This window comes from Chryseobacterium sp. AC417 (genome assembly GCF_979258215.1).
Map to the genome: position 1 here is coordinate 2,315,392 of NZ_OZ409845.1, position 24,015 is coordinate 2,339,406.

Below are 24,015 nucleotides of genomic sequence, written 5' to 3' on the forward strand. Positions count from 1 at the left end.
AAATCCAGACGATGTATGAAAAAGAATTTGCTTCCGATAGATTGACCCAAGTAAGGGGTGTTACTGGTTTGGCCAACAGATATAAGAATTCGGTAGTCACTAGCCTTGCAGTGTTTAGCATACAAAGTTTAATGCTTGGTTTTTTTTTGATTACATCAAAAGTCGTTTTGGCTAAATCTGTTATCTGAAGTTGCAGCAACTTTGTTTCAGTCAAAAAAGAGAAAATGGGAAACAATATTAAAAATTGGACAGCTTCAAATATTCCTCAAAGAAATAACGGTTTAGCTGTAATCACAGGTAGTACAGAAGGTATTGGTTACGAAGATGCATTGGCATTATCTTCTGCGGGTTGGAACGTGATTGTAATGGGACGTAACCCTCACAAAGGCGCTGAATCAATTGCTAAGATTCATCAGATTAATCCAACGGCAAAAGTGAGTTTTGAAAAAATAGACCTTGCAGATCTATCCTCAATAAAAGCTTTTGCTTCAAGAATGATTGCAAGAGACGAAGCCATCCATCTGCTCATCAACAATGCCGGCGTAATGACACCACCAAAACGATTAGAAACTGCCGATGGCTTTGAATTGCAATTCGGTACCAATCATATGGGTCACTTTGCATTGACAGCACAATTACTTCCTTTGCTTCGTAAAGCACCTAATGCTCGTGTTGTTACCGTTTCCAGCGTAGCTAATCGTAACGGGCAAATTAATTTTGATGACCTTCAGTCAAGATCTTCGTATATTCCGGGGAAAGTATATAGCCAATCAAAAATTGCAAACTTAATGTTTACTTTGGAACTTCAGCGACAAAGTGAAAAGCATGGTTGGGGCATTACAAGTATTGCTTCACATCCGGGTGTTTCCCGAACCAATCTATTGATAAATGGTACCGGAAAATGGAGTTTTCCTGGAATTATGCGAAGATTTTTTCCGTTTTTATTTCAGCCACAGTCACAAGGAGCATTGCCCACTTTATTTGCAGCCACTTCGCCGGAAGCTAAAGGCGGATTGTACTATGGACCTGACAAAATGAGCGAGACCCGTGGCTTTCCATCTATCGCAAAAATCCCTGAACAGGCAAATGATAAAGAAGTTGCTAAAAAATTATGGGAAGTATCACAAGAGTTAGCAAAGGTTGAGTTTTAGTATTTCGATGAAATTTAAAAGAATTCAATAAATTAGTAACGTAAGTTTTTAAAACAAAACGATGGTAAAAAGTATAATTTCTTTAGTGTTGTTGGGAGTGTCGGTTTTTCTGGCATTCAAACACGGTTGGGACACATTTAATTACAAAAAAAATCCCGAAGCGATGAAAATGATGGGCGAATTAGGCATTACCGAAACAATGATTCCCATTTTCGGTGGGGTTACATTATTAATTGGTGTATTATTGCTTATCCCCAGAACATTTTTCTTAGGTAATATGCTCAATGCTATTTCTATATTAATAATTATGGCATTGGCGATGAACGTTGGGAATTTTAAAATGGTATTGATGGAAATTCCGTTTTTAATGATGCCTTTGGTGTTGATTTGGTTGAAATATCCGTTTTTAAAAAATTAATCAAAATCTGCATTATGGAAAAACCAATCCGAATAAAAACCATTTCTGAATTACACCAAATAATGGGTTTGACCAAACCACATCACCCCTTGATTGAACTCATTGATCTATCCAAACAAAAAAAGGATACAGGAATTTTTGCCGTACTATTTGATTTATATGTAATTACTTTAAAAAGAGGTTGCAATAAATTACTTTACGGACAGCAACAATATGATTTTGATGAAGGAGTGATGGCATTTTTATCGCCCGGACAAATTTTACGTGGAGAAAGTGATCATATTCCGGAAAATATAGACGGCTGGATGTTGTTTATCCATCCTGATTTTTTATGGAATACTTCTCTGGCTAAAAAAATAAAACAATACGATTTTTTTGGCTACACTGCCAATGAAGCCTTGTTTTTATCGGATAAAGAAGAAACAATGATAAATGGTATCGCTGAAAACATCAAAAACGAATATCAAACATACATCGACCAATTTAGCCAAGATATCATCATTTCCCATGTAGAAACTTTGTTGAATTATTCGGAACGGTTTTACCAGAGACAATTTATTACCCGCAAGAAAACGAACCATCAAATCCTCGACCGTCTAGAAGTACTGCTTTCAGATTATTTCAACAGTAATGATTTGGTTTCAAAGGGATTGCCAACCGTCCAATACATTTCAGGCCATTTAAATGTTTCGCCAACCTATCTGCGTACTTTACTCAAAACACTGACAGGCTTAAATACGCAACAGCACATTCACGAGAAACTGATTGAAAAAGCAAAGGAAAAATTGTCAACTACGGATTTAACGATAAGTGAAATTGCTTATGAATTAGGTTTTGAGCATATGCAATCGTTCAGCAAACTGTTTAAAGATAAAACCAGTCAAAGCCCGCTAGAATTTAGAGCTAGTTTCAATTAATAAACATCATCCGAATTTTGCTAAACTAAAAACATTCCACGATTTTGTTATAAGAAACCTCAGTTGTGTTACAAACAGTATTTTAGATATAGTGACCTTTGTTTTTCAAACATTTAAAATTAAAAAAATGAAAAACGCATTAATTACAGGAGCGAATAAAGGCATTGGTTTCGAGGTAGCAAAACAGTTGTTACAAAAAGGGTACTATGTTTATCTGGGTAGCAGAGATTTAAATAATGGTCAAGAAGCTGTCGAAAAATTAAAAAATGAAGGGCTGAAAAATGTTGAATTGTTAGAAATAGACGTTACCAATCAGCATTCGGTAAACAATGCCCGGATTGAATTGGGCAAGAAAACACAGGTACTGGATGTACTGATCAATAATGCCGGTATCAATGGAATAGAATTTAAAGATGGCAAACCTGTCATGCATACTGCAACAGAAACGGATGTAAATGTTTACAAGAAAGTCTATGAGGTAAATGTTTATGGCGTGATAAGAGTTACGCAGGCATTTTTAGATTTATTACGAAATTCATCAGCACCCAGAATCGTCAATGTAAGTTCCAGCCAAGGTTCGCTCACTTTACACAGCGACCCAAATTATATTCATTACCACTTCAAAGGTTCGGTATATCAATCTTCAAAATCAGCCTTAAATATGTACACAATTGTGCTTGCATATGAATTGAAGGATTTGCCTTTTAAGGTAAATGCTGTTAGCCCAGGTTCTACCAAGACAGATTTTAATCATAATTTGGGGCAAGGTTCTGTTGAAGATGCCGGTAACAGAATTGTAAAATATGCCATCATTGGCGAAGACGGACCGACAGGTAAATTTTTCTCTGAAGATATAAATACGGACACCGGCGAAATTCCGTGGTAGAAAATCACTAAATTTATGAGATGAAAAAGGACAAAAATATTCCTTACCATTACCATTCACTTACAGAATTGCATCGGGTGCTTGGGTTACCTAAACCCTTGCACCCGTTGATTAGTTTTTTCGACAACACCAATAGAAAAATAGATTACAGCAACATAGCAGACCTGCGAACTTCAGTATTTTATAAGATCTCTTATAAATCAAATCTTACCGGGCAGTTAAAATACGGGCAACATTATTATGATTTTGATGAGGGCGGATTGTTCTTTGTATCGCCTAATCAGGTTACTGCAAATAGCGATAATAACGGTGATCATTCTGGTTATACTTTATTAATTCATCCCGATTTTTTATTGACTTATCCTTTAGCAAATAAAATAAAGCAATATGGCTTTTTCGGTTATTCTGCCGACGAAGCGTTGCATCTTTCAGAGAAAGAAAAAAATATTATTATTTCTATTTTCAAAAATATTGATGAAGAATTACAAAGCAGAATTGATGATTTCAGTCAGGACGTAATGATCTCACAAATAGAAACTTTGCTCAATTACAGCAATCGATTTTACAAGAGACAATTTATAACCCGAAAACAAATAAATAACGACCTTTTACAAAAAATGGAGAAAATTCTGGAAGAAGCTTTTAAAGATGAAAATCTGGCAATCCAAGGAATTCCGACAGTTCAGCATCTTTCCGGGAGACTCCATCTTTCGCCAAGCTATTTGAGTGATATGTTGCGCTCCTTAACAGGTCAAAATGCACAACAACACATCCAAAACAAGATCATTGAAAAAGCAAAAGAGAAATTATCAACTTCTGATTTATCGATTTCAGAAATAGCTTATGAATTAGGGTTTGAATATTCACAATCTTTCAGTCGCTTATTTAAAGCTAAAACCAGTCAAAGCCCAATAGAGTTTAGAGCTAGTTTCAGCTAGAAAACATCATTTAATCTTTGCTAAATTAAAAACGTTCACGATTTTGTTATAAATCCAAGCTAAATCACTTTTTACCAAAGGGTCGACAAACAAAGTTGCCTTAATTTCTTCTGAATTTCTCAAGTGTTAATTAATAACAGAGGTTATTCTGCGACATTTTGATGGATATAATTATGACAGTTATTTTTCAATATCAATTTTATAATTTTTAGCTATTTTAGCATTGTATGCATCTAACATTTTTTATCTTTGAGGGTTAACATTAATGATACTAAATGTCAGAAGAACAAAGACGTCAGTTGCAGCAGCAACTTTGGAATATTGCCAATACTTTAAGAGGGAAAATGGATGCCGACGAATTTCGGGATTATATTTTAGGATTTATTTTCTATAAATATCTGTCCGAGAAGATTCATTTTACAGCCAATAAAATTTTATTAGATTCAGGAGAAGACATCGACTATAATGATGTTGATGAAAATACTGAAGAAGGAAAAGAAATCGTTCAGGCAATTTATGAAGAGGTTGTTGAAGATTTAGGATATTTCTTAAAACCATCAGAACTTTTCAGTAATATTGCTAAAAAAGGTCATCAAAAAGAAGAAGGTAAATCAAATTTTATCCTTGCAGAACTTTCAAAGATTCTTACTAATATTGAGCAGTCCACTTTAGGTACTGATAGTGAAGATGATTTTGATAATCTTTTTGAAGATTTGGATTTAACATCTTCTAAGTTAGGAAAAACCGAAGACGAGAAAAATACTCTTATTTCCAAAGTGTTGTATCATCTGGATGATATAGATTTCAATCTTTCTGATACCAATGCCGATGTTCTAGGCGACGCTTATGAATATCTCATTTCACAATTTGCCAGTGGTGCAGGTAAGAAAGCAGGTGAATTCTACACGCCTCAGCAGGTTTCTACCATTTTAGCTAGAATCGTTACCAGCAGAAAATCCCAGTTAAGATCCGTATATGATCCAACTTGCGGAAGTGGTTCTTTGCTCCTTCGTGTTGCCCGTGAAGCAAAAGTAAGTGATTTCTACGGTCAGGAAATGAACCGAACCACTTATAACTTGGCGCGAATGAATATGATTCTACACGGTGTCAATTATAGTAATTTCGATATCAAGCAGGAGGATACGCTTGAGAAACCCCAACACCTTGATAAAACTTTTGATGCTATTGTTGCCAATCCGCCCTTTTCTGCGAACTGGAGTAGCAATGAACTTTTATTGTTAGACGAGCGTTTCTCACAATATGGAAAATTAGCTCCGGCTTCCAAAGCTGATTTCGCTTTTATCCAACATATGATTCATCATTTGGATGAGAACGGAATTATGGCAGTTGTGATGCCACACGGTGTTTTGTTCCGTGGTGCGGCTGAATTGGTTATTCGTAAATATCTTATTAAAGAGAAAAATTATCTGGATGCTGTAATCGGTTTACCTGCCAATATTTTCTTTGGCACAAGCATTCCTACTTGTATATTGGTTTTCAAGAAATGCCGAGAGCAAGATGAAGATGTTCTGTTCGTGGATGCCAGCAAAGAATTTGAAAAGCAAAAAAATCAAAATGTATTGCTCCCAAAACATATCAATAAAATTGTTGATATGTATCAAGAGAGAAAAACGGAAGAGAAATTCTCTCATCTCGCTACTTTGCAGGAAATTGCAGACAATGATTACAACCTGAATATCCCTCGTTATGTAGATACTTTTGAGGAAGAAGAAGAAATTGACATCCAAGCGGTAATGGCAGAAATCAAAGTTTTGGAAGCCAAACGTGTGGAACTCGACAGTCAAATTGAAGTTTATTTAAAAGAATTGGGATTAGTAAGTTAATTTTTTTTTGACTTTAGAATATCCTTAATTTTTATAGCAGTAACAATAAATTATCAAGATGACAGAAAAAAATAAAAGTATCAGAAATTTTCCAAATTTGCGATTTCCGGGGTTTGAACAGGAGTGGGAAGTGAATAAATTAGGTGAGATTGCTACTATTTCATCAGGAGGAACACCAAACAGAGCAAATTCAATGTTTTGGAATGGAAAAATCCCTTGGATATCGACCTCACTAATCGATTTCAATATTATAGAAAAATCAGAGGAATATATTACTGAGGAAGGTCTTAAAAATTCTTCTGCAAAATTATTTCCTATTGGCACTCTACTAATGGCAATGTACGGACAGGGGAAAACGCGAGGTAAAATTGCAATGTTAAATATTGAAGCCACTACAAATCAAGCGTGCGGAGCAATTACAACAAACGAAAATATTCTTAATTCACTTTTTGCTTTCCAAAATCTTTCTAAAAGGTATGATGAGATAAGAGATTTAAGTAATCAAGGTGGTCAAGAGAATTTAAGTGGGGGAATCATAAAAGGTATTGAAATAAAATTTCCTAAGCTGGAAGAACAGGACAAAATAACCTCATTTCTTTCTCTGATAGATAAGCGTATCGTATCACAAAAGAAAATATTAAAGGAACTAAAATCTTTAATTAAATCTTCACGTGATAAAATATTTTCTCAAAAATTAAAATTCCGAACTGTAAATGAAATTGATTTTTCTAATTGGGAAATAAAAAAAATTAGAGATTTATTTGAAATAAAAAAGGGTGAACAATTAAATAAAGATGATTTAAATGATGCTGGTTCATATCCTTGTTTAAATGGCGGAATAAGTTTTTCGGGTTTTACTGAGAAATTTAACTCTGAAGAAAATACAATTACTATAAGTGAAGGTGGTAATTCTTGTGGATACATAAATTTTATGAGTACAAAATTTTGGTTAGGTGGGCATTGCTATAAAATCATCGTAAATAAGAATGCTTCTAAAAAATACTTTTATCATCTACTTAAATATAATGAATCAAAAATTATGAATTCTTCGAGTGGGTTCAGGTCTTCCTAATATCCAACTAAAGGATTTAAAAAATTTAAATCTTTTAGTGTCAAATGATTTTGAAGAACAGACCCAAATTGCAAATTTCCTATCATCCATTGATGAAAAAATCGAAACAGAAAAGAAAATTTTAGCGCAATACGAAACCCAAAAAAAATACCTTTTGGCAAATCTTTTTATATAATTAGTTTTTCAAGATTTAAAACCTTGAAAAGTTTCCGTTTTACACAAACAAATTAACGAGTAAATACTTTTTTTGAAGTTCTAATTTTTGTAAAATTTCTTTCTCTAATCTAATTTTGTCACCAATGGATGATAAAAAGTTAGCGATTTTAGTTTGTTCCTTAATGGAGGGAAATTTAATTTTCATTTTACTTAAACTTTCATAACTTAATGTATTTCTCACACTACCTTCAAAAGAATTACTCATTTGAAAATTAAATTCTAAAGTAAAAAACCAGCTTAATAAAAAATCATCATTTAGCAAATTGTTATCGGCTTTAAAGCTTATATATAAAGGACTGATTATTGACACGTTATCGTCAGATTTATAGGCTAAAGAACCAACGTCAATTCTTGACGGGTTATAAGCAAAATGTCCTTTTTCAATAACATAATAATTTGAGGTATTCACACTTGCAACTCGTCTATCTTGGAAAACCTCATCCTGATTTATGAAACCATATTTATTACTAACACTTTGAACATTTAGATATTTTAAGTCCTTATTTTTATTGGAATTTTTAATTAAAACAGTTCCTAAATTTAATGTTTCCCAATCAACGAAATCATTTCCATCTTCATCTTTAAATCTAATTTTATTAGAAAAGATCTTCTCACGAAAACCTAACATTAAATACATTAAATTATCAATTATTTTCTTTTGAGTTGAAATTCTATCGTTAAGCAATAATAAAAAATTTGATGTTCTTTTTTGCTCATCAAGATTAGGAAGTATTATTTCTAATGTTTTTAAATCCGAATTATATACATTACTAATACTTGAGCCTTTGGCTAAATTGGAAATTTTCCTTCTTAATTTATGATTGATGTAATAGGATACGTAGATCTGAGAATAAACATCAGAATTTATCGGTTTTAATATATTTATTGTGCGACCTATAGCTACGTTCGCAACTGTTAGAGCGGAGGCTAATCCAATATCAAGAGGGTCTTCACCTGCTGAGGGAAGCAAAATCTCATCTCCTTTACTAAAATGCAATTCAGATTTATCAAGGTTAGTTTTATTAAACACTTCTGTAATAACCTCATTATACATATGGTATAACTCCCCATATCTGACACAAAAAGTTTCAAATTCAGGAGATGCTTCATTTTGTTTAATATTTTTACCCGTTGAAAAAAGGAAAATATCTTTAAAAATGTATTTTTTATAAGAATTTTTTTCTAAATCAAACCCCGGAAATCGCAAATTTGGAAAACTAAAGATTAATGATTTCCAATCTTAAATTCCACAGAATTTTCTTCTCAAATCCTTTATTCATACCTTTTTTGATTTTTAATAATAATTTAAAAATCAAAAGAAAATTATGACGACAAAAAAAACATTTGCTCAAATCGTGGAACTATGGAAAAAGGACAAACAACTCTATGTGAAGAAATCTAGCTTTTCGGCTTATGTGCTTTTGCTGGAGAACCATTTGTTACCCAAATTTGCGGAAGTTAGTAGTATAGAAGAAGAGGAAGTTCAGCAATTTGTTTTTCAAAAATTGGAACAGGGATTGAGCCAGAAAAGCATCAAAGATGTTCTTATCGTTTTGAAAATGGTAATGAAATTTGGGGCAAAGTATAAGTGGATTCAATACACGCCATTTGATATTCAATATCCAACAGTTCGGGAAAATCAGAGCATCGAAGTTCTGACCAGAGCCCATCAGAAAAAAGTAATGAATTATATTCAGGAGCATTTTACATTCCGGAATCTAGGCGTTTACATTTGTCTTTGTTCAGGAATGAGAATTGGAGAAATCTGCGCACTCACTTGGGAAGATATTGATACGGATAACGGGATTATCAACATCAGAAAAACCATTCAGCGAATCTACATTATCGAAGATGGCAAACGCAGAACAGAATTGCTTCTCGATACACCAAAAACCAAGAACTCAATACGTGAAGTTCCAATGAGCAGAGACCTTTTGCGAATGTTGAAGCCTTTTAAAAAGATTGTGAATCCTTTGTTTTTTGTCTTGACAAATGATGCTAAACCAACTGAGCCAAGAACTTACCGGAGCTATTATAAAAATCTGATGAAACAACTGGAAATCCCGGAAATTAAATTTCACGGATTGCGTCATAGTTTTGCAACCCGATGTATTGAAAGCAAATGTGATTACAAAACTGTGAGTGTGCTGCTGGGACATTCTAATATCAGTACAACATTGAATCTTTATGTGCATCCAAATCTAGAACAGAAGAAAAAAGCAATAGATCAAATGTTTAAAGCACTTAAATAGTTTTAGTTATGAAATTTTTTGTTAGATTTGATAAAACTATTAACAACATTGTCAGAGTTTCAAACTCTGACAATGTTTTTTAACCAAAAAACTCGTAAACGCAAAAATGTCCAGCCAGCCCGAATATATTCTTGAACAAAAATTAGTAGAACAATTACAGCAGTTAGGTCATAAGCCAGTCAGGATTTGCAATGAAGCAGATTTGATTATCAACCTGAAAACCCAGCTCGAAATTCATAATAAAAAACAATTTTCCAATAAAGAATTTGAAAAGATTCTAAATCATCTTGCCAAAGGAAATGTTTTTGAAAAAGCTAAAATATTGCGTGACCGATTTCAGTTTACCAAAGATGACGGGAATTCGGAATGGATTGAATTCATCAATCAGGAAAGCTGGTGTCAGAATCAATTCCAGGTTACAAATCAAATTTCTCAGGAAGGAGATTATAAAAATCGCTACGATGTCACGATTCTAGTCAACGGTTTGCCTTTGGTTCAGATAGAGCTCAAACGCCGTGGTTTGGAAATGAAAGAAGCTTTCAACCAAATCAACCGTTATCATCATCAGTCCTTTAATTCCGGAAAAGGTTTATTCAACTATGTTCAGTTGTTTGTTATTAGCAACGGAGTGAATACAAAGTATTATTCCAATAACGCCAAGCAGAGTTTCAAACAAACTTTCTTCTGGTCAGACGAGCACAATAATAATATCACACAACTTGAAGATTTTGCACAGGCATTTCTAGAGCCTTGTCACATTGCCAAGATGATTACGAAATATATCGTGCTGAATCAAACGTATAAAATTTTAATGGTTCTTCGACCGTACCAATATTATGCGGTAGAAAAAATCGTTGACAGAGTTAGAAATACCGATAACAATGGATTTATTTGGCATACAACGGGTTCGGGGAAAACATTGACTTCTTTCAAAGCAAGTCAGATTTTGAAAGAAATTCCTAAAGTGGAGAAAGTTGTTTTTGTAGTGGATAGGAAAGATTTAGATTATCAAACACAGAAGGAATTTGATGCTTTTGAAAAGGATAGTGTAGATGCTACGGAAAATACGGCACATCTCGTAAAGCAACTTTCTGATAATACAAAACTGATTGTTACAACTTTACAAAAGCTAAATACTGCTATTACCAAAGAAAAGCACGGTAGAAAAATAGACCGTTTAAAAGACAAAAAAGTCGTATTCATTTTTGATGAATGCCATAGAAGTCAGTTCGGAGAAACGCATCAAAATATTAAGAAATATTTCCAAAAAGCACAGATGATTGGCTTTACCGGAACGCCGATTTCGGAAGTGAATTCAGTTGGTACAATAGATGGAATTGCTGCAACGACCAATATGCTTTTCAAAGAATGTCTGCATAAATACGTGATTACAGATGCTATCAGAGATGAAAATGTTTTGAAATTCTCTGTAGAATATGTTGGCAGATACAAAGAAAAAGAAGGTAGTAATACGTACATAGATATGGAAGTTGAAGCTATTGATACTCAAGAGTTGCTTGCAAGTCCAAAACGTCTAGAGAAAATCACCGATTATATTATAACCGAACACGATAGAAAAACCCATCAGAAAACATTCAATGCAATGTTCTGTGTGAGTAGCATAGATGTTTTGCAGAAATATTATGACCTTTTCCAAAAGAAGAAAGAAGAGGGAAAACACGATTTGAAAATCGCAACCATCTTTAGTTATAATAGCAATGAGGATTCAAAAGATGCAGACGGGATTCATTCAGAAGAGGAGGAGGTTTTTGGAATGGTTGCAGAACCAAGTGCAGAATACGGTTTTAATCACAGCCGAAATATTTTGGACAGATATATTGCTCATTACAACGAAATGTTCGGAACCAATTTTTCTACCAAAGACAGCCAGACTTTTTATAATTATTATAATGACATTGCGAAAAGAGTCAGAAACAAAGAAGTTGATTTGATTATTGTGGTCAATATGTTTTTGACAGGATTTGACAGTCCACAACTCAATACCTTATTTGTTGATAAAAATCTGAAATACCACGGATTGATTCAGGCATTTTCTAGAACCAACAGAATCATCGGAGAGAAAAAATCGCAGGGAAATATCGTTTGTTTTCGCAATTTAAAATCTGCGACAGATGATGCAGTGACTTTATTTTCTAATAAAGAAGCTATACAGGAAATAATTATCCAACCCATTGAAGATTATATTGAACTTTTCAAAAATTCTTTAGAAAAATTAAAATTTGTTGCGCCCGAAATTCAAAGTGTTGATTCTTATCAAACCGAACAGGAAAAGTTTGAATTTGTTACAGCCTTCCGTGAATTGATGCGTATTCTGAATGTCTTAAAGTCATTTACAGATTTTGGTTTTGAGCAATTAGAGATGACAGAATTTGAGTTTGATGGATATAAAAGTAAATATCTTGATATCTGGACTGGAATTAAGGGAAAGAAAGAAGGTGGTGACAAAGTCAGTATTTTAGATGATGTTGATTTTGAATTAGAGCTCATCCACCGTGATGAAATCAATGTGAGCTATATACTTTCACTATTAGCAAATATTGCAGATATAAAAGGAATTAAACGAGAAGCGAAAATAAAAGAAATTCGTGAAATCCTATCCGGCGACGCCCAATTAAGAAGCAAAAAAGAATTAATTGAAAAATTCATAGACGAGAACTTGCCACATATTCCGGATGGCGATGCTGTAAGTGATGAATTTGATAATTTCTGGAACAAAGAAAGAACTAATGCTTTTGAGAAAATTGCAGAAGAAGAATCTCTTAATAAAGAAAAATTTCAAGAAACGATTGACAGTTTTCTATTTACTTCCAAAATACCAAAAATGAGCGACGCTCTAAAACTCTTAGAAATAAAACCAAAACTTACGGAACGAAATAATATCGGAAAAAGAATTATTCAAAAAGTTCAGGATTTTGTTGAGGTTTTTATTGATGGGGTGGCGTCGTAGGAATTTAAAAAAACATAAAATAACCAATTAAAAACTAATAAAAATGAGCGATAAAGCTTTATTAAAAATAAATTTAAACGATGAGTACAAGATAAAAATTGAAGAAGGAAAGCAATTTGAAGATTCAATTTTTAGTGAAGTTTATAAGGAAGCATTAAAAAATGTTATTGAAATAGTTAGACATTATGATTCTCACAAAGATTCAAAATACGATGATTTTAATAATATTGTTGCTTTTACAGGAGAAAGGGGGAAAGGAAAGTCGTCTTCAATGATTTCATTCCGTGATGCTTTAGTCAATAAAGAATGTGACAATAATAAAATTTTTTTTGAAAGAAAAAATGATCCTGAGCAATATTTAATAGATAAAACTTTTGCAGAAATTGAAATTATTGATCCTTCATTATTCAGAGGGGGCGAAAGTCTTTTTGAGATTATTTTAGCAAAAATGTTTAGAAAATTTCAGAATGGAATAAATGAAAAAGATTGCAAAATTGATCAAACTCATAAAAGAGAACTAATACAGCATTTTCAGAAAACTTTTCAAAATTTACAAATCATAAATTCTGAATCGAAGAGATATATTTAAAAAAGACTCTATCGAGGCCCTAAAGTAAACTAGCGATAAGCAGCAATTTAAAAGAAGATTTTGATAATCTAGTTGAGTATTATTTGGAATATTTTGATAAAAAAAAAGTTTTTAATTATTGCAATTGATGATTTTGATGTAAATATAGAAAATGCTTATAAGATGCTAGAGGATATAAGACAATTTTTAATACAGCCTAAAGTTATACTTTTAATATCTTGTAAAATTGAGCAGCTCAATGAAGCAATTTCAATTCAATTTGAAAAGTTAGGAATTAAGAACCATATAGAAGATAAAACTAATAGATATACAGCTAAATTAATACCATTTAACAGAAGGATTTATTTGCCTGATGTTCAGAAATTAAAAGATATTGATGTCGAATTATATGACGAAAAAAAAATATTATTTAGTAGTGAAAAATTAGATTTTAATACGTCATTAATAAAACTAATTTTTGAGAAAAAATCCATTTTATTTCTAGAAAATTTATTTGGTACTAGTATTATTTTGCCTGAAACAATTAGAGAAACTCAAGCTTTTATAGGTACATTTTCAGATGGGAATTCTTTAACAAGTATTAAAAATTATATAATTGACGAGATATATATAAAAAATGTCAAAAAAGAAGTATTTCAAGAATTTGAAAACACGCCTTATCAATGGTTTAACTTAATTGTATTCAAAAGAATATATTCGTTATATGAAAAATATTTTAAACTCGAAGCAACCCCTCGACGTAGGGTGAATCTTTTAGAGAGAATTTCTTTTTCAAATTTACAAAACGTAATTTCATTTGGAGATATATATTATCTTTTACAGGAAATTGAGAAAAAAACTAAAATTGATGATTACGATACTATTAAATTTTTAGATTATTTTAAAGCATATTATACAATTAAGATATTACTATTTAGTGACGACCAACCGATATATCTTCCAATTACTAAGTATGGATTTATAAATTACTTTAATGATGTATTACCTAAAGAAGAAGGAAAGAAATCACGAAGTAGAATTGATTTTCCAGCTGAACGCTTAGAAGGTTTAGAAATTAATGATGATAAGTTTTTTTTAAGTCTATTTCTACTATATTTAGGCACAGGATATGCGTCGTACAGATTTGATGAGGATGAAGATATCTTTGTGACTGGTTATGAAAAAGGTGTGTTCAGTCCATTTGCAATCTTTCACAATTTATTTAATATTGATATCCTTTCTAAAATTTTAAAATATGATAAAGAAACTTTTTTTATTCAACAAAATCTTTCATGGTTTTAAATAAATCAAAATTTATAAGAAATCTATATAATCCATCTTTTGTATCGACTATATTTAACGATCTAAAAAAATTTAGAAATAAAGAAGTCAAGAAGACACTTCCTCCAACATATTTGGATGATTTATGTCTTTTATTTGTCTACGGTACTATTTATTCACTTGATAAAATTGAAAAAAAATATAATATTAATGGAATTGTTGTTGATTTTATACAATTTCCAATTGTAAAGGTTTTAATCAATTATTTTACAAAAGTTGAATATAAATCTACAATCGTTAAAGAACTAAATGAAAAGCATAATATTCTTTCATCAGTTCAGTCTGATTATGAAATAAGTACAAAATTGATTGAAATCATAAATAGTATTTTTGATGAACCAGAAAATATAAGTGGTGATAAAAAATTATCTGAAGAGGTAAGATATTTCTTAAATAGAATTTCAAATAAAATTAGCAGGTCTACTTTTACAAGTGCTCTTTATTATAAGGAATTAGAAGCTTTAGATAAATTAGAGAATACTAATCAGATTACTCAAGTTATAAGGTCTTTCCAGCATAAAATAAATTCAAAGAATGTGTCCATTAAAAACAGTGCTATTATTGAATTAAGAAATTATTTAAAAACTTTATAATAAATGGATAATCTTCGAAAATCCATACGCTTATTATTCGCAGATTATTGTTCTGATTTTATTTTATCTGAAAAAGACGCAAACGATTATATAAATGAACATAATTTCTTAGAAAAAGGTTTTAGAACTTTTTCAAATTACTCAGTTGATGAAATTCAAAATGTTTATAAAAAGCTTGATTCTGATTGGTTTTATGATGTTAATAAAGAAAAAAATAAAAATTATTTCCATATTCTTAATCATTTTACTTCAAAAGTTTTAATTGAGCAAGATTTAGAACCATTTGTTGTATACGAACATTTACTTAAATGGAGAGACTTGTCTTACTACATCGGAGAAGATATACTTACCACTTCTCTTTTTGCTAGTTTGGATAACAGATCTCAACGAAGAAGAGATTTTTTCGCTTGGAGACCAACCGCATTTTCTGACAATAAGAGACTTCATCAGTTACTTAAAAAAGGTTTGGCAGAAAATCATTTTCATTTAAAAGGTTCGGGCCCCGTTTTCGATTTAAGTTGGATTAACATAATGAATCATCCAACTTCTTTCGAAAAAGGATTTGATGACCTAAAAAAAGAAATAAGTCTGTTAACCAAAACATCCAATGCTTCCCAAAGTTCAAAAAAAGAGCTTAAGATACTCGTCTATAAAGCTGCTTATATACGATATGAATTATTTAGATTAATTAATAAAATTCACGGAGGTAAAAAGTTTAGTGTTGATCTCTCTCAAGAAAGTAATGCTTTTGAATCTTTTGATCTGTTAATGAATGCACATGAAATTTCGAATAATATTGAAGTTTTAAGGTATGATGTTGGACATCAATTTGAATTTAAAGGAAACATAGAAGTTATTGATTATGCAATTCCTAAAAATATTCATTTACAAAATCTTGAAAAATCATATGTATTCTATGGTGAGAGAAAACTGCTTTATGACTGTTTTAAGTTGATTTATTCAGGAGATAGAGATTTCCAATCATATATTTATTTATTTCATGCCTATTTATTAATTAAAGCTCAGTTTAGAGCCGAGCTCATTCAGGTCAATGATAAAGTAGGATTTGGTAATTTCTCTATGTATCAGGATAGAAAAGAGTTTTTCTTACCTGATGATTCTATTTATCATACTGCTTTTATGAATTTAGCGGTGCATGATACCAAGTCACATAGTGAAATTAGTTCTTTTGAATTAAGGGTTGCTCCAAAAGATGATGTAATAAAATTAAAATCAAGTTTAGAAGGATATAGCAAAGCGTTAGATAATCAAGTAATATTATCAAAGCAATTGAGCCATTCATTACCCGATAATAGTCGTTTTGATTTAAAGAAGCACAAAATATTTTATACCATACATTACATTAAAAAAGGAGATACAAGAGAATATTCTGACTTATCACAGGAAATACTATGTCGACATCATGACTTAAGATTAGAGGTTAGAAAGCAATCGATAGCCATAAGTCAACTGCGAGAAAGCTACTCAGAAGTGTCAGATTTAATTCGTGGAATAGACGCTGCTTCTAGTGAATTCAAAGCTAGTCCTGAAGTTTTTGCGCAAGGATTTAGATATTTAAAGAATCATAAACTAAAGGGACAATTTAATCATTTGAAAGATAAATTGGAAGAACCGAAGATTTACGCAACTTATCATGCGGGAGAGGATTTTTATGATTTAGTTGATGGTCTACGATCAATTGATGAATGTATCAGATTTTTAAATTTAACGCAAGGAGATCGAATTGGACATGCATTAGCACTAGGTATTGATGTAAAAGAATATTATAATTTCAAACAATTGAAACTGATGTTACCAAAACAAATTGTTTTGGATAATATAGTGTGGCTATTAGCTAAAATAAGAAAATTTGGAATTGGAATTCATAGAAATGAAGTTAACAGACTTGAAAAGCTTTATGAGAATTTATTTTATGAATTATATACTGGTCATTTTGATGAGGGCAGTCTACTACAACAAAAATATATTCATCATACAATTTATTTTGATGCCTGGAAACTGAGAGGTGATGATCCCTATTTATATTTAGATAATCTTAAGGAAGATATTTACACAAAATCTAATTTTACTTATTGGGAAAGATGTCGTATTAATGAAGAATACCCGAGAAATAAAAATATTCGAAACAATATTGATATTAAGTGCCTGAATCAGCAGTATCATTTTAATTCAAAAATCAAACAAGCAGGTGCGCAAATCAAACAGTTTGAAATATCTCATGCTTATATTGAATTGGTTGAAGCAGTACAGTTCAACATGATGCATGAATTAAAGAATAAAAATATAGCTATTGAAACAAATCCAACATCAAATTATCTTATTGGAACCTTCAAGAAATACGCAAAACATCCAATTACCAAATTTTTTAATTTAGGACTAGAACTAGATCATGAAAAGCTTAAAAATTGTCCTCAGCTTTCTGTTTCTATAAATACTGATGATCAAGGAATTTTTTCAACTTCATTAGAAAATGAATATGCGTTGATGGCAATAGCTTTGGAAAAAGAAAAGGATGAAAATGGTAATCTGAAATATAATTCTTCGATGATTTATGAATGGTTGGAAAGAGTTAGATTGATGGGGATAGGACAAAGTTTTAATGCTTAGAATATGCCTAATAAGTAAAAAAACTCAAAATAAGTTTTAATATCCTAATGCTTTTTGCTTACAAATATTCTTCCTATAAGATTATCAACAAAAGGACGAGAAGAAGTTACAAAAATCCTCTCTCTGCTGGTTAACCTACCGAAAGTCTTGTTGAATGATCAAGATAGATAATTATATCAGTAGTTTGTTTCACAAAGCATAGTAAACACATCCACTTAATTAATCCGGAATCTCCCTTATTATCTGATAGATAATATTAGTTTGGTTTACTATGAAAAAGTTCAATATATTTGTCTTATATCATATAATTAATTATAATCTTCCATGAAAAGATGTCAATCCTTATTGTTATTGCTATGGATTCCCTTTGCAGTTACAGCACAGCAAAGTCCCACAGCTGATGAGTTGTTTTCAAAAGCACGGACAACAGCTTTTGAACAAAAAGATTATAATTCGTCTATTTCTCTTGCAAAAGAAGCACTGAAAATATCTCCCGATTACACTGATATTTCTATATTTTTAGCAAGACTTTATACGTGGAACAAAGATATTGTTTCTGCTAGAGAAGTATTTGAAGATCTGCAAAAGAAAGGAATTAAGGATGAAGACTATTTTGTAGCATATGCTTCGCTTGAATATTGGAATGATCAAAATACAGATGCCATCAAGATAATTGATGAGGGATTGGCTAATCATCCTTCGTCTGAAGCCTTATGGCTGTTGAAAGCAAAAGTCTATTTTGGAATGAATGAGTATGCCGAAGCACAAAAAGCCATCGCAAATCTTCTATTAATCAATCCTAAAAATACAGAGGCAAGAGCTCTTGCTGTGAGAATAAATGATTTTTCTTCAAAAAATGAAATAGGAATCACCTATAATTATTCACATTTTGACAAGCAATTCGGTGATGATTGGCACATTGTAGGAGTAAGTTATAAAAGAGTCACTTCGCTCGGATCAGTAATCCTGAGAGGGAATTATGCCAACAAATTTGCACAAAACGGCACACAGATAGAATTTGAAGCCTACCCAAGATTGTCTAAAACATTTTATTTATATGTAGGCGCAGGATATTCTGAGGATGTTGGCATTTTTCCGAAATACCGGACGGGAGTTTCTCTGAATGCCAATTTACCAAAAAGCTTTGAAGCCGAAATAGGATACAGACAACTTTATTTTACCAATAATATCTGGTTGTATACCGCATCAGTAGGGAAGTATTATAAGAATTATTGGTTTAATTTAAGAACCTACATTACTCCGAACAATAAAAATATATCACATTCGTATACCGCAACTGTACGATACTATACGAAAAGCAGCCAAGATTATTTTGCTTTTCAGATAGGAACAGGAATTAGCCCGGAAGAAAGCCGTAATAATCTTTTGGAAAATGAAACCTTTAAACTGAAGACTTTCAAAATAGGGGCTTCATATAATTTTTCGGTCTACAGAAATTTATTTTCTGTGGGAGCAATGTATTATAATCAGGAATATCTTCCGAATGTTAAAGGCAATCAGTTTGATGTTACAATAGGATACACACGAAAATTTTAAAATTTAATCGTTAAAATAACAGACAAAAATTCATTTTGTAACTCAAAAAAAAGTTTATTGGAAATACTTTTCAATAAACTTTTTTTGTGATTTATAATCAAAAATTTTTTTTTCAGGTTTCCGAAGTGTTGAAATGGGTAGAGGAGGAAACAGGTTGTAGAAGATTTATTCTAAGAAAATCTTATTTTGTTTTTTTCATAAAATTAACGATTACCGAATCTGGCATTATTTTTTTAGAATTATAGAAGCGGGAATTCATTGTTTTAAATTGTTGGAATCTTACAGTTAGTTTTTGCAATTCTGCATCATCGTTATTGATGCTCTCTTCCAAATTTTTTGTGATAAACAGCTGTCCGTCATGAAGATAATAATTTTCAAAAACAAAATCGGTCAGAAGGTTTTTGCTTTGCATCATAGGAATACCTGAAGTTACAGTCTCTGAACCTACAGAAAGCCCTCTTCCCAGCCAGGCAACCGTGGAAGGTGTACGCACGCTATAGTTATTTCTGTAATAAGACAATAAAGAAGGTGCAAGATCAAAATGGCTAACAATTTTATTAAATTTTTTAGACGTTTTGAGTAATGGTGAATATACCATGAGCGGGACATGAAATCTATCAATTTTAGATTGTAAGATAATCTCAGGCATGCTGTGGTCACCGGTAATTACAAAAATTGTGTTTGCGAAGTCTGGACGCTTACTGTAATCTGAAAAGAATTTCTTTAAAGCATCATCAGCATTCAGAACAGAAATCAATTCTTTCTTATGTTGCATCGCCCACTTTTTCTGCTGAGGATTCAGAATCTTAGACTGCAACTTGCTGTTATACTGCTTTTCGTAATAATTTCTATTGTTTATCAAGAACGGATTATGGGTTGATAAAGTAAGTATCATGTTAAAATATGGTCGATTGCTCAGAGTCTGAACCTCAAGCATTTTATCAAAAACTGCCTGATCTTCATATCCCCAGCTTTCTCCATTGTTTGCGGGAAGCTTTCTATAAGGCTTGCTGAATAAGTCTTCATCAACAATATGATCTACTTTACTGTATTTCAAAAACTCACGATACCGGTCGAACTGGATGTGCCCGCCATAATAAAAACCTGTTTCAAAACCGTTTGCTTTAAGTACGTTATATAAATTAAAATTTTGTGGAGTTTTTTTGATTTCTAAAAACCCGTTCTTGCCAAAAGGAAGAGAACCCGTCAATGAAGGCAATGCTCCAAATGTTCTTCCTGCCGAACTCAAACTGTTTTCCCAATAGAGACTTTTTTGTGATAATGAATCCAGGAAAGGGGTGAAGTTACCGACATATCCTTTAGGAGAAGTATAAGCATGTCCGAAGCCTTCCATCACAACAAAAATTAAGTTAGGTACTTTCTCAGATTTTGTGAGATATTGACCTAAAAAGTCGGGCGTAGTTTCTTTTCTCCAAAAAGGAAAATTTTCATCCAGCATTTCAGAAGTGACCTGAAACTTGTGGCTGCCACCCCAAAGTGCAACGATTTCAGGATGATCGCTAATGAAATTATCTTCATTAGAATTAAAAAAGTAAACCCATTTGCTTTTTGAAGCGTCTTTATTAAATTCATTGGAATTGTTCAACGCATTCGTGTCTAACATAAATGAAGGAACAAGGAAAGCCAGCAATCCGATGATCAATAATGTGAGACCAGTGTAGATTGATTTGAGTGCTCTTTTCCCCATCATCCACAAAGGAATAAGTACCAATACAATCAAAATGCCCATTAACGCAAAATTTTTGTAGTTAAGCATTCCGCTTGCCTGTAAAGTCTGTTTTATTTCGTCTTTGCTGTAATAGAAAACCTCCGCTCCAAGAAGATTATGCGTTTCTGAAAAATAAAGAAACAAGATATAATGCGTAACTGCCGCTGTGAGAAATACTGCAGTGGTGAGAGTTTTTGCCCAGCTTTTTTTGATGAATGACAAAATAAGATAAATAATGCCCATCACTGATATAAGCTTTAAGGCAAATAAAAGATTTTCAAAAAACAGGTGACCGATTATCTGCGATGTGTCTATGGAAGGAAAAGAATACCAGTACCAAAGCGATTCTGCACCTATTCCTATAAAAAAGAGAATCAAAAATACTACAGCGAGAATTCCCCACTGCTTAAGTCCTGTTTTAAGGATCACTAAAATCCTTTCTTTTAAAGGTAAATTTTTTGTACTTTGATTAAACCCTTGTCTCGTCATTTCTCCCCAACCGTGAGAATTTCTGAAGTAATCGATAAACCCGTTAACACCCGCCTTTACAACGATAGGATGAAAATAGAACGGTTCGGAAAATGCAGTTGCAATAAGAGCAAAAAAGTCTTTTCTTTTGGTATAAACCTGGTAACTCACAAGATCAACAAGTATCGCATAGATAGAATACAAAAATCCCATGGAAATTACCAAAGCAAACAGAACAGTGAAAAACGGCCAACTGATAATGCCCAACAATAGAAAAATAATAAAAATAATGTATCCCGAAAATTCTACCAACGGACCCAGCAGTTCAAAAAAGAACCAGTAGGGAAGGCTGATCATACCAAGCTTTCCATATTTTGGATTGAACATGACCTTTTTATGCTTCCAGAGAGTCTCGATTGTTCCGCGCATCCATCTGTTCCTTTGCTTTTTAAGGATGTCTTTTGATTCAGGAACTTCAGTCCAGCACAAAGGATCAGGAATGGTAAGAACTTCATAGGGTTCGTTTCTTTCTTCCATATACATTCGCATACGGACTACCAATTCCATGTCTTCTCCTACGGTCTTTTTATCATATCCACCGCAGGCCAGCACAATTTTCCGGTCAAAAACACCAAAGGCTCCAGAGATTAAAATGAGTCCCGAAGCGCGTGACCAAGCCATTCGCCCGAGGACGAAAGCTCTGATATATTCTAATGCCTGAGTTCTTCCCAGAAGAGTTCTCGGCATATTGACACTGATGACTTTACCGTCTTCAATAACGCAATTGTTCGCCAGACGGATTACTCCGCCACATGCGATAAACTTTTTATCTTTCTGTTCCAGAAAAGGCTTTGCCAGTTTCAGAATTGCATCCTGCTCCAAAATACAGTCTACATCTATACAGACAAGATATTGGCCGGAAGAAATATTAACACCAACATTCAGTGCATCTGCTTTACCACCGTTTTCTTTATCTACAACAATCAACTTTTTGAAAGCCGGATTTTTACTTTTATAAACCCCTCTTACCTTGTTGGTCTCTATTTTTCCCTGTATGAAATAAGCGATAGATTCCAGATCATAAGCTTCAATCAGTTTTTGTACAGAATCATCTTTACTTCCATCATTTACAATAATAATTTCCAGGTTATGATAATAAAGAGATAAAAGAGAACGCACATTTTCTACAATGGTCATTCCTTCGTTGTAAGCCGGAGCAATAATACTAAACGTAGGAGCGTTGGGATTGGCTGCGATAATACTGTAATCTGTAAAGGTATTTTCTTTTTTGTATCTTAATACGGCTCCCAATGCATATGTTCCTATCCATCCATATATAGTCGTAACAGCTATACCATAAAGCAAAAACAGCCATATAACAACTTCGTAAATGATATGTGAGAATTCTGTCATATTTTTTCCTGCGATGCGTGTTTTATTATTCTTATTAATTCTTCTGAAGAAGTTTCATCATGAGCGATCTGTTCCAAAAATTCCTGTTGCCCCATTGAAAAAAGAACTTCGGCAGCGTAGACTTTTAGAGAAGATTCGGTGGTATGAAGCAGTTGCTCTTTCAGGAAATCGATACAGCTTTTATCTCCTGAACTTCTAATTGCTTTAAGAATTTCAAACTGAACTTCGATTGGCTGATCAGGATAAGCTTCAATAAGATAAGTAATCGTTGAAAAATTCTCCAGAGATAGCAAAGTCTGTACTGTTTCTACTCTTACTTCTGTGGAAGAATGTGCCATAAGTTCGGTAACAATGGAGTAAACCGAAAGTATCTGGAATTTCCTGATTAATTTAAGCGTGAAAATTATTACAGATGTGTTCGGGCTTTTAAGCCAGCCATTTATCAGGCCATCAGAATTTTCGGGAATGTGAGCTATTGAACCGAGCAGTCGTAACTGTTGCCATTCTGATATTACGGATTCAATAGTGTCTAAATAATGTAATCCTTCAAAACCTTTAAAATTCACCAAAGCATATTGAGCTTCCTGATAAACCTGTGGCGAAGAATGGGTAAGAAATTTGGAGATTTCCGGAAGGCTGTCTTCTACATTCATAGCAGTAAGTTCCTGTATTCCGCCTGTAATCAGATGAGGTTTTTTTTGGTTTAATTTTTTAAAGGCATCATCCTGAAGTTTATAATGTTCAAAAAGATGTTTAATTTTCTCTTTGGCAGCTCCGGAAAATTTCTTTTCAGAATCAACCAGTTTTTGTAAAAAAAGATTTCTAAACAGAGGGTTTTTATTTGCCTCGTCAAAATTATGATCGGCAGACTCTTCATCTTCCTCATACACAATCACTTTTGTAATTTTTTTATTGATTATTTCAGACCATTCAAAAGTACGGACAGAAAATCTATACTGATAAATACCATAAATGATGACTATAATAATCAGCAAGAGTACCAATGACAGCATTCCCAAAAAAACCAGAAAAATAAAGTGTACAGAATCTAGCATC

Annotated in this window: 18 protein-coding genes; 15 read left to right on the forward strand and 3 right to left on the reverse strand. The window is 32.5% G+C overall.

Translation table 11 applies throughout. The features are described from left to right. Positions 1-224: 224 nt before the first annotated feature. The 8 genes from ACZZ9T_RS11070 (at position 225) to ACZZ9T_RS11105 (ending at position 7,401) form a co-directional block, all read left to right on the forward strand. A complete protein-coding gene (locus ACZZ9T_RS11070; protein ID WP_463442133.1) occupies positions 225-1,151 on the forward strand; it encodes an SDR family oxidoreductase in 927 nt (308 codons plus the stop codon). 61 nt (positions 1,152-1,212) lie between these two features. Then, positions 1,213-1,569 carry a hypothetical protein gene (locus ACZZ9T_RS11075; RefSeq protein ID WP_463442134.1) on the forward strand — a complete coding sequence of 119 codons (357 nt, stop codon included), beginning with the start codon at positions 1,213-1,215 and terminating at the stop codon, positions 1,567-1,569. Between the two features lie 14 nt (positions 1,570-1,583). After that, positions 1,584-2,486: a helix-turn-helix domain-containing protein gene (locus ACZZ9T_RS11080; RefSeq protein ID WP_463442135.1), complete on the forward strand. Its 903-nt coding sequence runs from the start codon at positions 1,584-1,586 to the stop codon at positions 2,484-2,486. A 127-nt stretch (positions 2,487-2,613) separates the two neighbouring features. Continuing rightward, a complete protein-coding gene (locus ACZZ9T_RS11085; RefSeq protein WP_463442136.1) occupies positions 2,614-3,372 on the forward strand; it encodes an SDR family oxidoreductase in 759 nt (252 codons plus the stop codon). Between the two features lie 20 nt (positions 3,373-3,392). Continuing rightward, a complete protein-coding gene (locus ACZZ9T_RS11090) occupies positions 3,393-4,310 on the forward strand; it encodes a helix-turn-helix domain-containing protein (RefSeq protein ID WP_463442137.1) in 918 nt (305 codons plus the stop codon). Between the two features lie 275 nt (positions 4,311-4,585). Next, positions 4,586-6,154 (forward strand): type I restriction-modification system subunit M, encoded by a 1,569-nt coding sequence (locus tag ACZZ9T_RS11095; RefSeq protein WP_463442138.1) that lies wholly within the window; start codon positions 4,586-4,588, stop codon positions 6,152-6,154. 58 nt (positions 6,155-6,212) lie between these two features. Then, positions 6,213-7,226 (forward strand): restriction endonuclease subunit S, encoded by a 1,014-nt coding sequence (locus ACZZ9T_RS11100; RefSeq protein WP_463442139.1) that lies wholly within the window; start codon positions 6,213-6,215, stop codon positions 7,224-7,226. Further along, positions 7,207-7,401: a restriction endonuclease subunit S gene (locus ACZZ9T_RS11105; protein ID WP_463442140.1), complete on the forward strand. Its 195-nt coding sequence runs from the start codon at positions 7,207-7,209 to the stop codon at positions 7,399-7,401. The genes ACZZ9T_RS11100 and ACZZ9T_RS11105 overlap by 20 nt, the downstream gene beginning before the upstream one ends. A 39-nt stretch (positions 7,402-7,440) precedes the next feature. On the opposite strand, the gene ACZZ9T_RS11110 is transcribed toward ACZZ9T_RS11105, so the two are convergent. Then, positions 7,441-8,649, reverse strand: a complete 1,209-nt coding sequence (locus ACZZ9T_RS11110; RefSeq protein WP_463442141.1) for a restriction endonuclease subunit S — start codon at positions 8,647-8,649, stop codon at positions 7,441-7,443. 118 nt (positions 8,650-8,767) lie between these two features. Here ACZZ9T_RS11110 and ACZZ9T_RS11115 point away from each other — a divergent pair, with 118 nt between their 5' ends. The 7 genes from ACZZ9T_RS11115 to ACZZ9T_RS11145 all read left to right on the forward strand — a co-directional run bounded on the left by ACZZ9T_RS11115 (position 8,768) and on the right by ACZZ9T_RS11145 (position 19,349). Further along, entirely contained in the window at positions 8,768-9,694 is a 927-nt protein-coding gene (locus tag ACZZ9T_RS11115; RefSeq protein WP_463442142.1) for a tyrosine-type recombinase/integrase, read from the forward strand. 106 nt (positions 9,695-9,800) lie between these two features. Further along, positions 9,801-12,662, forward strand: coding sequence for a type I restriction endonuclease subunit R (locus ACZZ9T_RS11120; protein ID WP_463442143.1), 2,862 nt, complete (start codon positions 9,801-9,803; stop codon positions 12,660-12,662). 43 nt (positions 12,663-12,705) lie between these two features. After that, positions 12,706-13,251: a hypothetical protein gene (locus tag ACZZ9T_RS11125; protein ID WP_463442144.1), complete on the forward strand. Its 546-nt coding sequence runs from the start codon at positions 12,706-12,708 to the stop codon at positions 13,249-13,251. Positions 13,252-13,323: 72 nt separating this feature from the next. Beyond that, positions 13,324-14,532, forward strand: a complete 1,209-nt coding sequence (locus ACZZ9T_RS11130) for a hypothetical protein (protein WP_463442145.1) — start codon at positions 13,324-13,326, stop codon at positions 14,530-14,532. After that, positions 14,523-15,164: a hypothetical protein gene (locus ACZZ9T_RS11135; RefSeq protein WP_463442146.1), complete on the forward strand. Its 642-nt coding sequence runs from the start codon at positions 14,523-14,525 to the stop codon at positions 15,162-15,164. Before ACZZ9T_RS11130 ends, ACZZ9T_RS11135 begins: the two co-directional genes overlap by 10 nt. A 3-nt stretch (positions 15,165-15,167) precedes the next feature. Then, positions 15,168-17,792 (forward strand): hypothetical protein, encoded by a 2,625-nt coding sequence (locus tag ACZZ9T_RS11140; RefSeq protein WP_463442147.1) that lies wholly within the window; start codon positions 15,168-15,170, stop codon positions 17,790-17,792. Between the two features lie 324 nt (positions 17,793-18,116). Further along, entirely contained in the window at positions 18,117-19,349 is a 1,233-nt protein-coding gene (locus tag ACZZ9T_RS11145; RefSeq protein ID WP_463442148.1) for a YaiO family outer membrane beta-barrel protein, read from the forward strand. 181 nt (positions 19,350-19,530) lie between these two features. Here ACZZ9T_RS11145 and ACZZ9T_RS11150 read toward each other — a convergent pair whose 3' ends face one another. Both ACZZ9T_RS11150 and ACZZ9T_RS11155 read right to left on the reverse strand, forming a co-directional pair. After that, positions 19,531-22,959: a sulfatase-like hydrolase/transferase gene (locus ACZZ9T_RS11150; protein ID WP_463442149.1), complete on the reverse strand. Its 3,429-nt coding sequence runs from the start codon at positions 22,957-22,959 to the stop codon at positions 19,531-19,533. Next, the gene (locus tag ACZZ9T_RS11155) at positions 22,956-24,014 is read right to left on the reverse strand and encodes a HEAT repeat domain-containing protein (protein WP_463442150.1); all 1,059 of its coding nucleotides are present in this window, start codon (positions 24,012-24,014) and stop codon (positions 22,956-22,958) included. The genes ACZZ9T_RS11150 and ACZZ9T_RS11155 overlap by 4 nt, the downstream gene beginning before the upstream one ends. Position 24,015 lies beyond the last annotated feature (1 nt).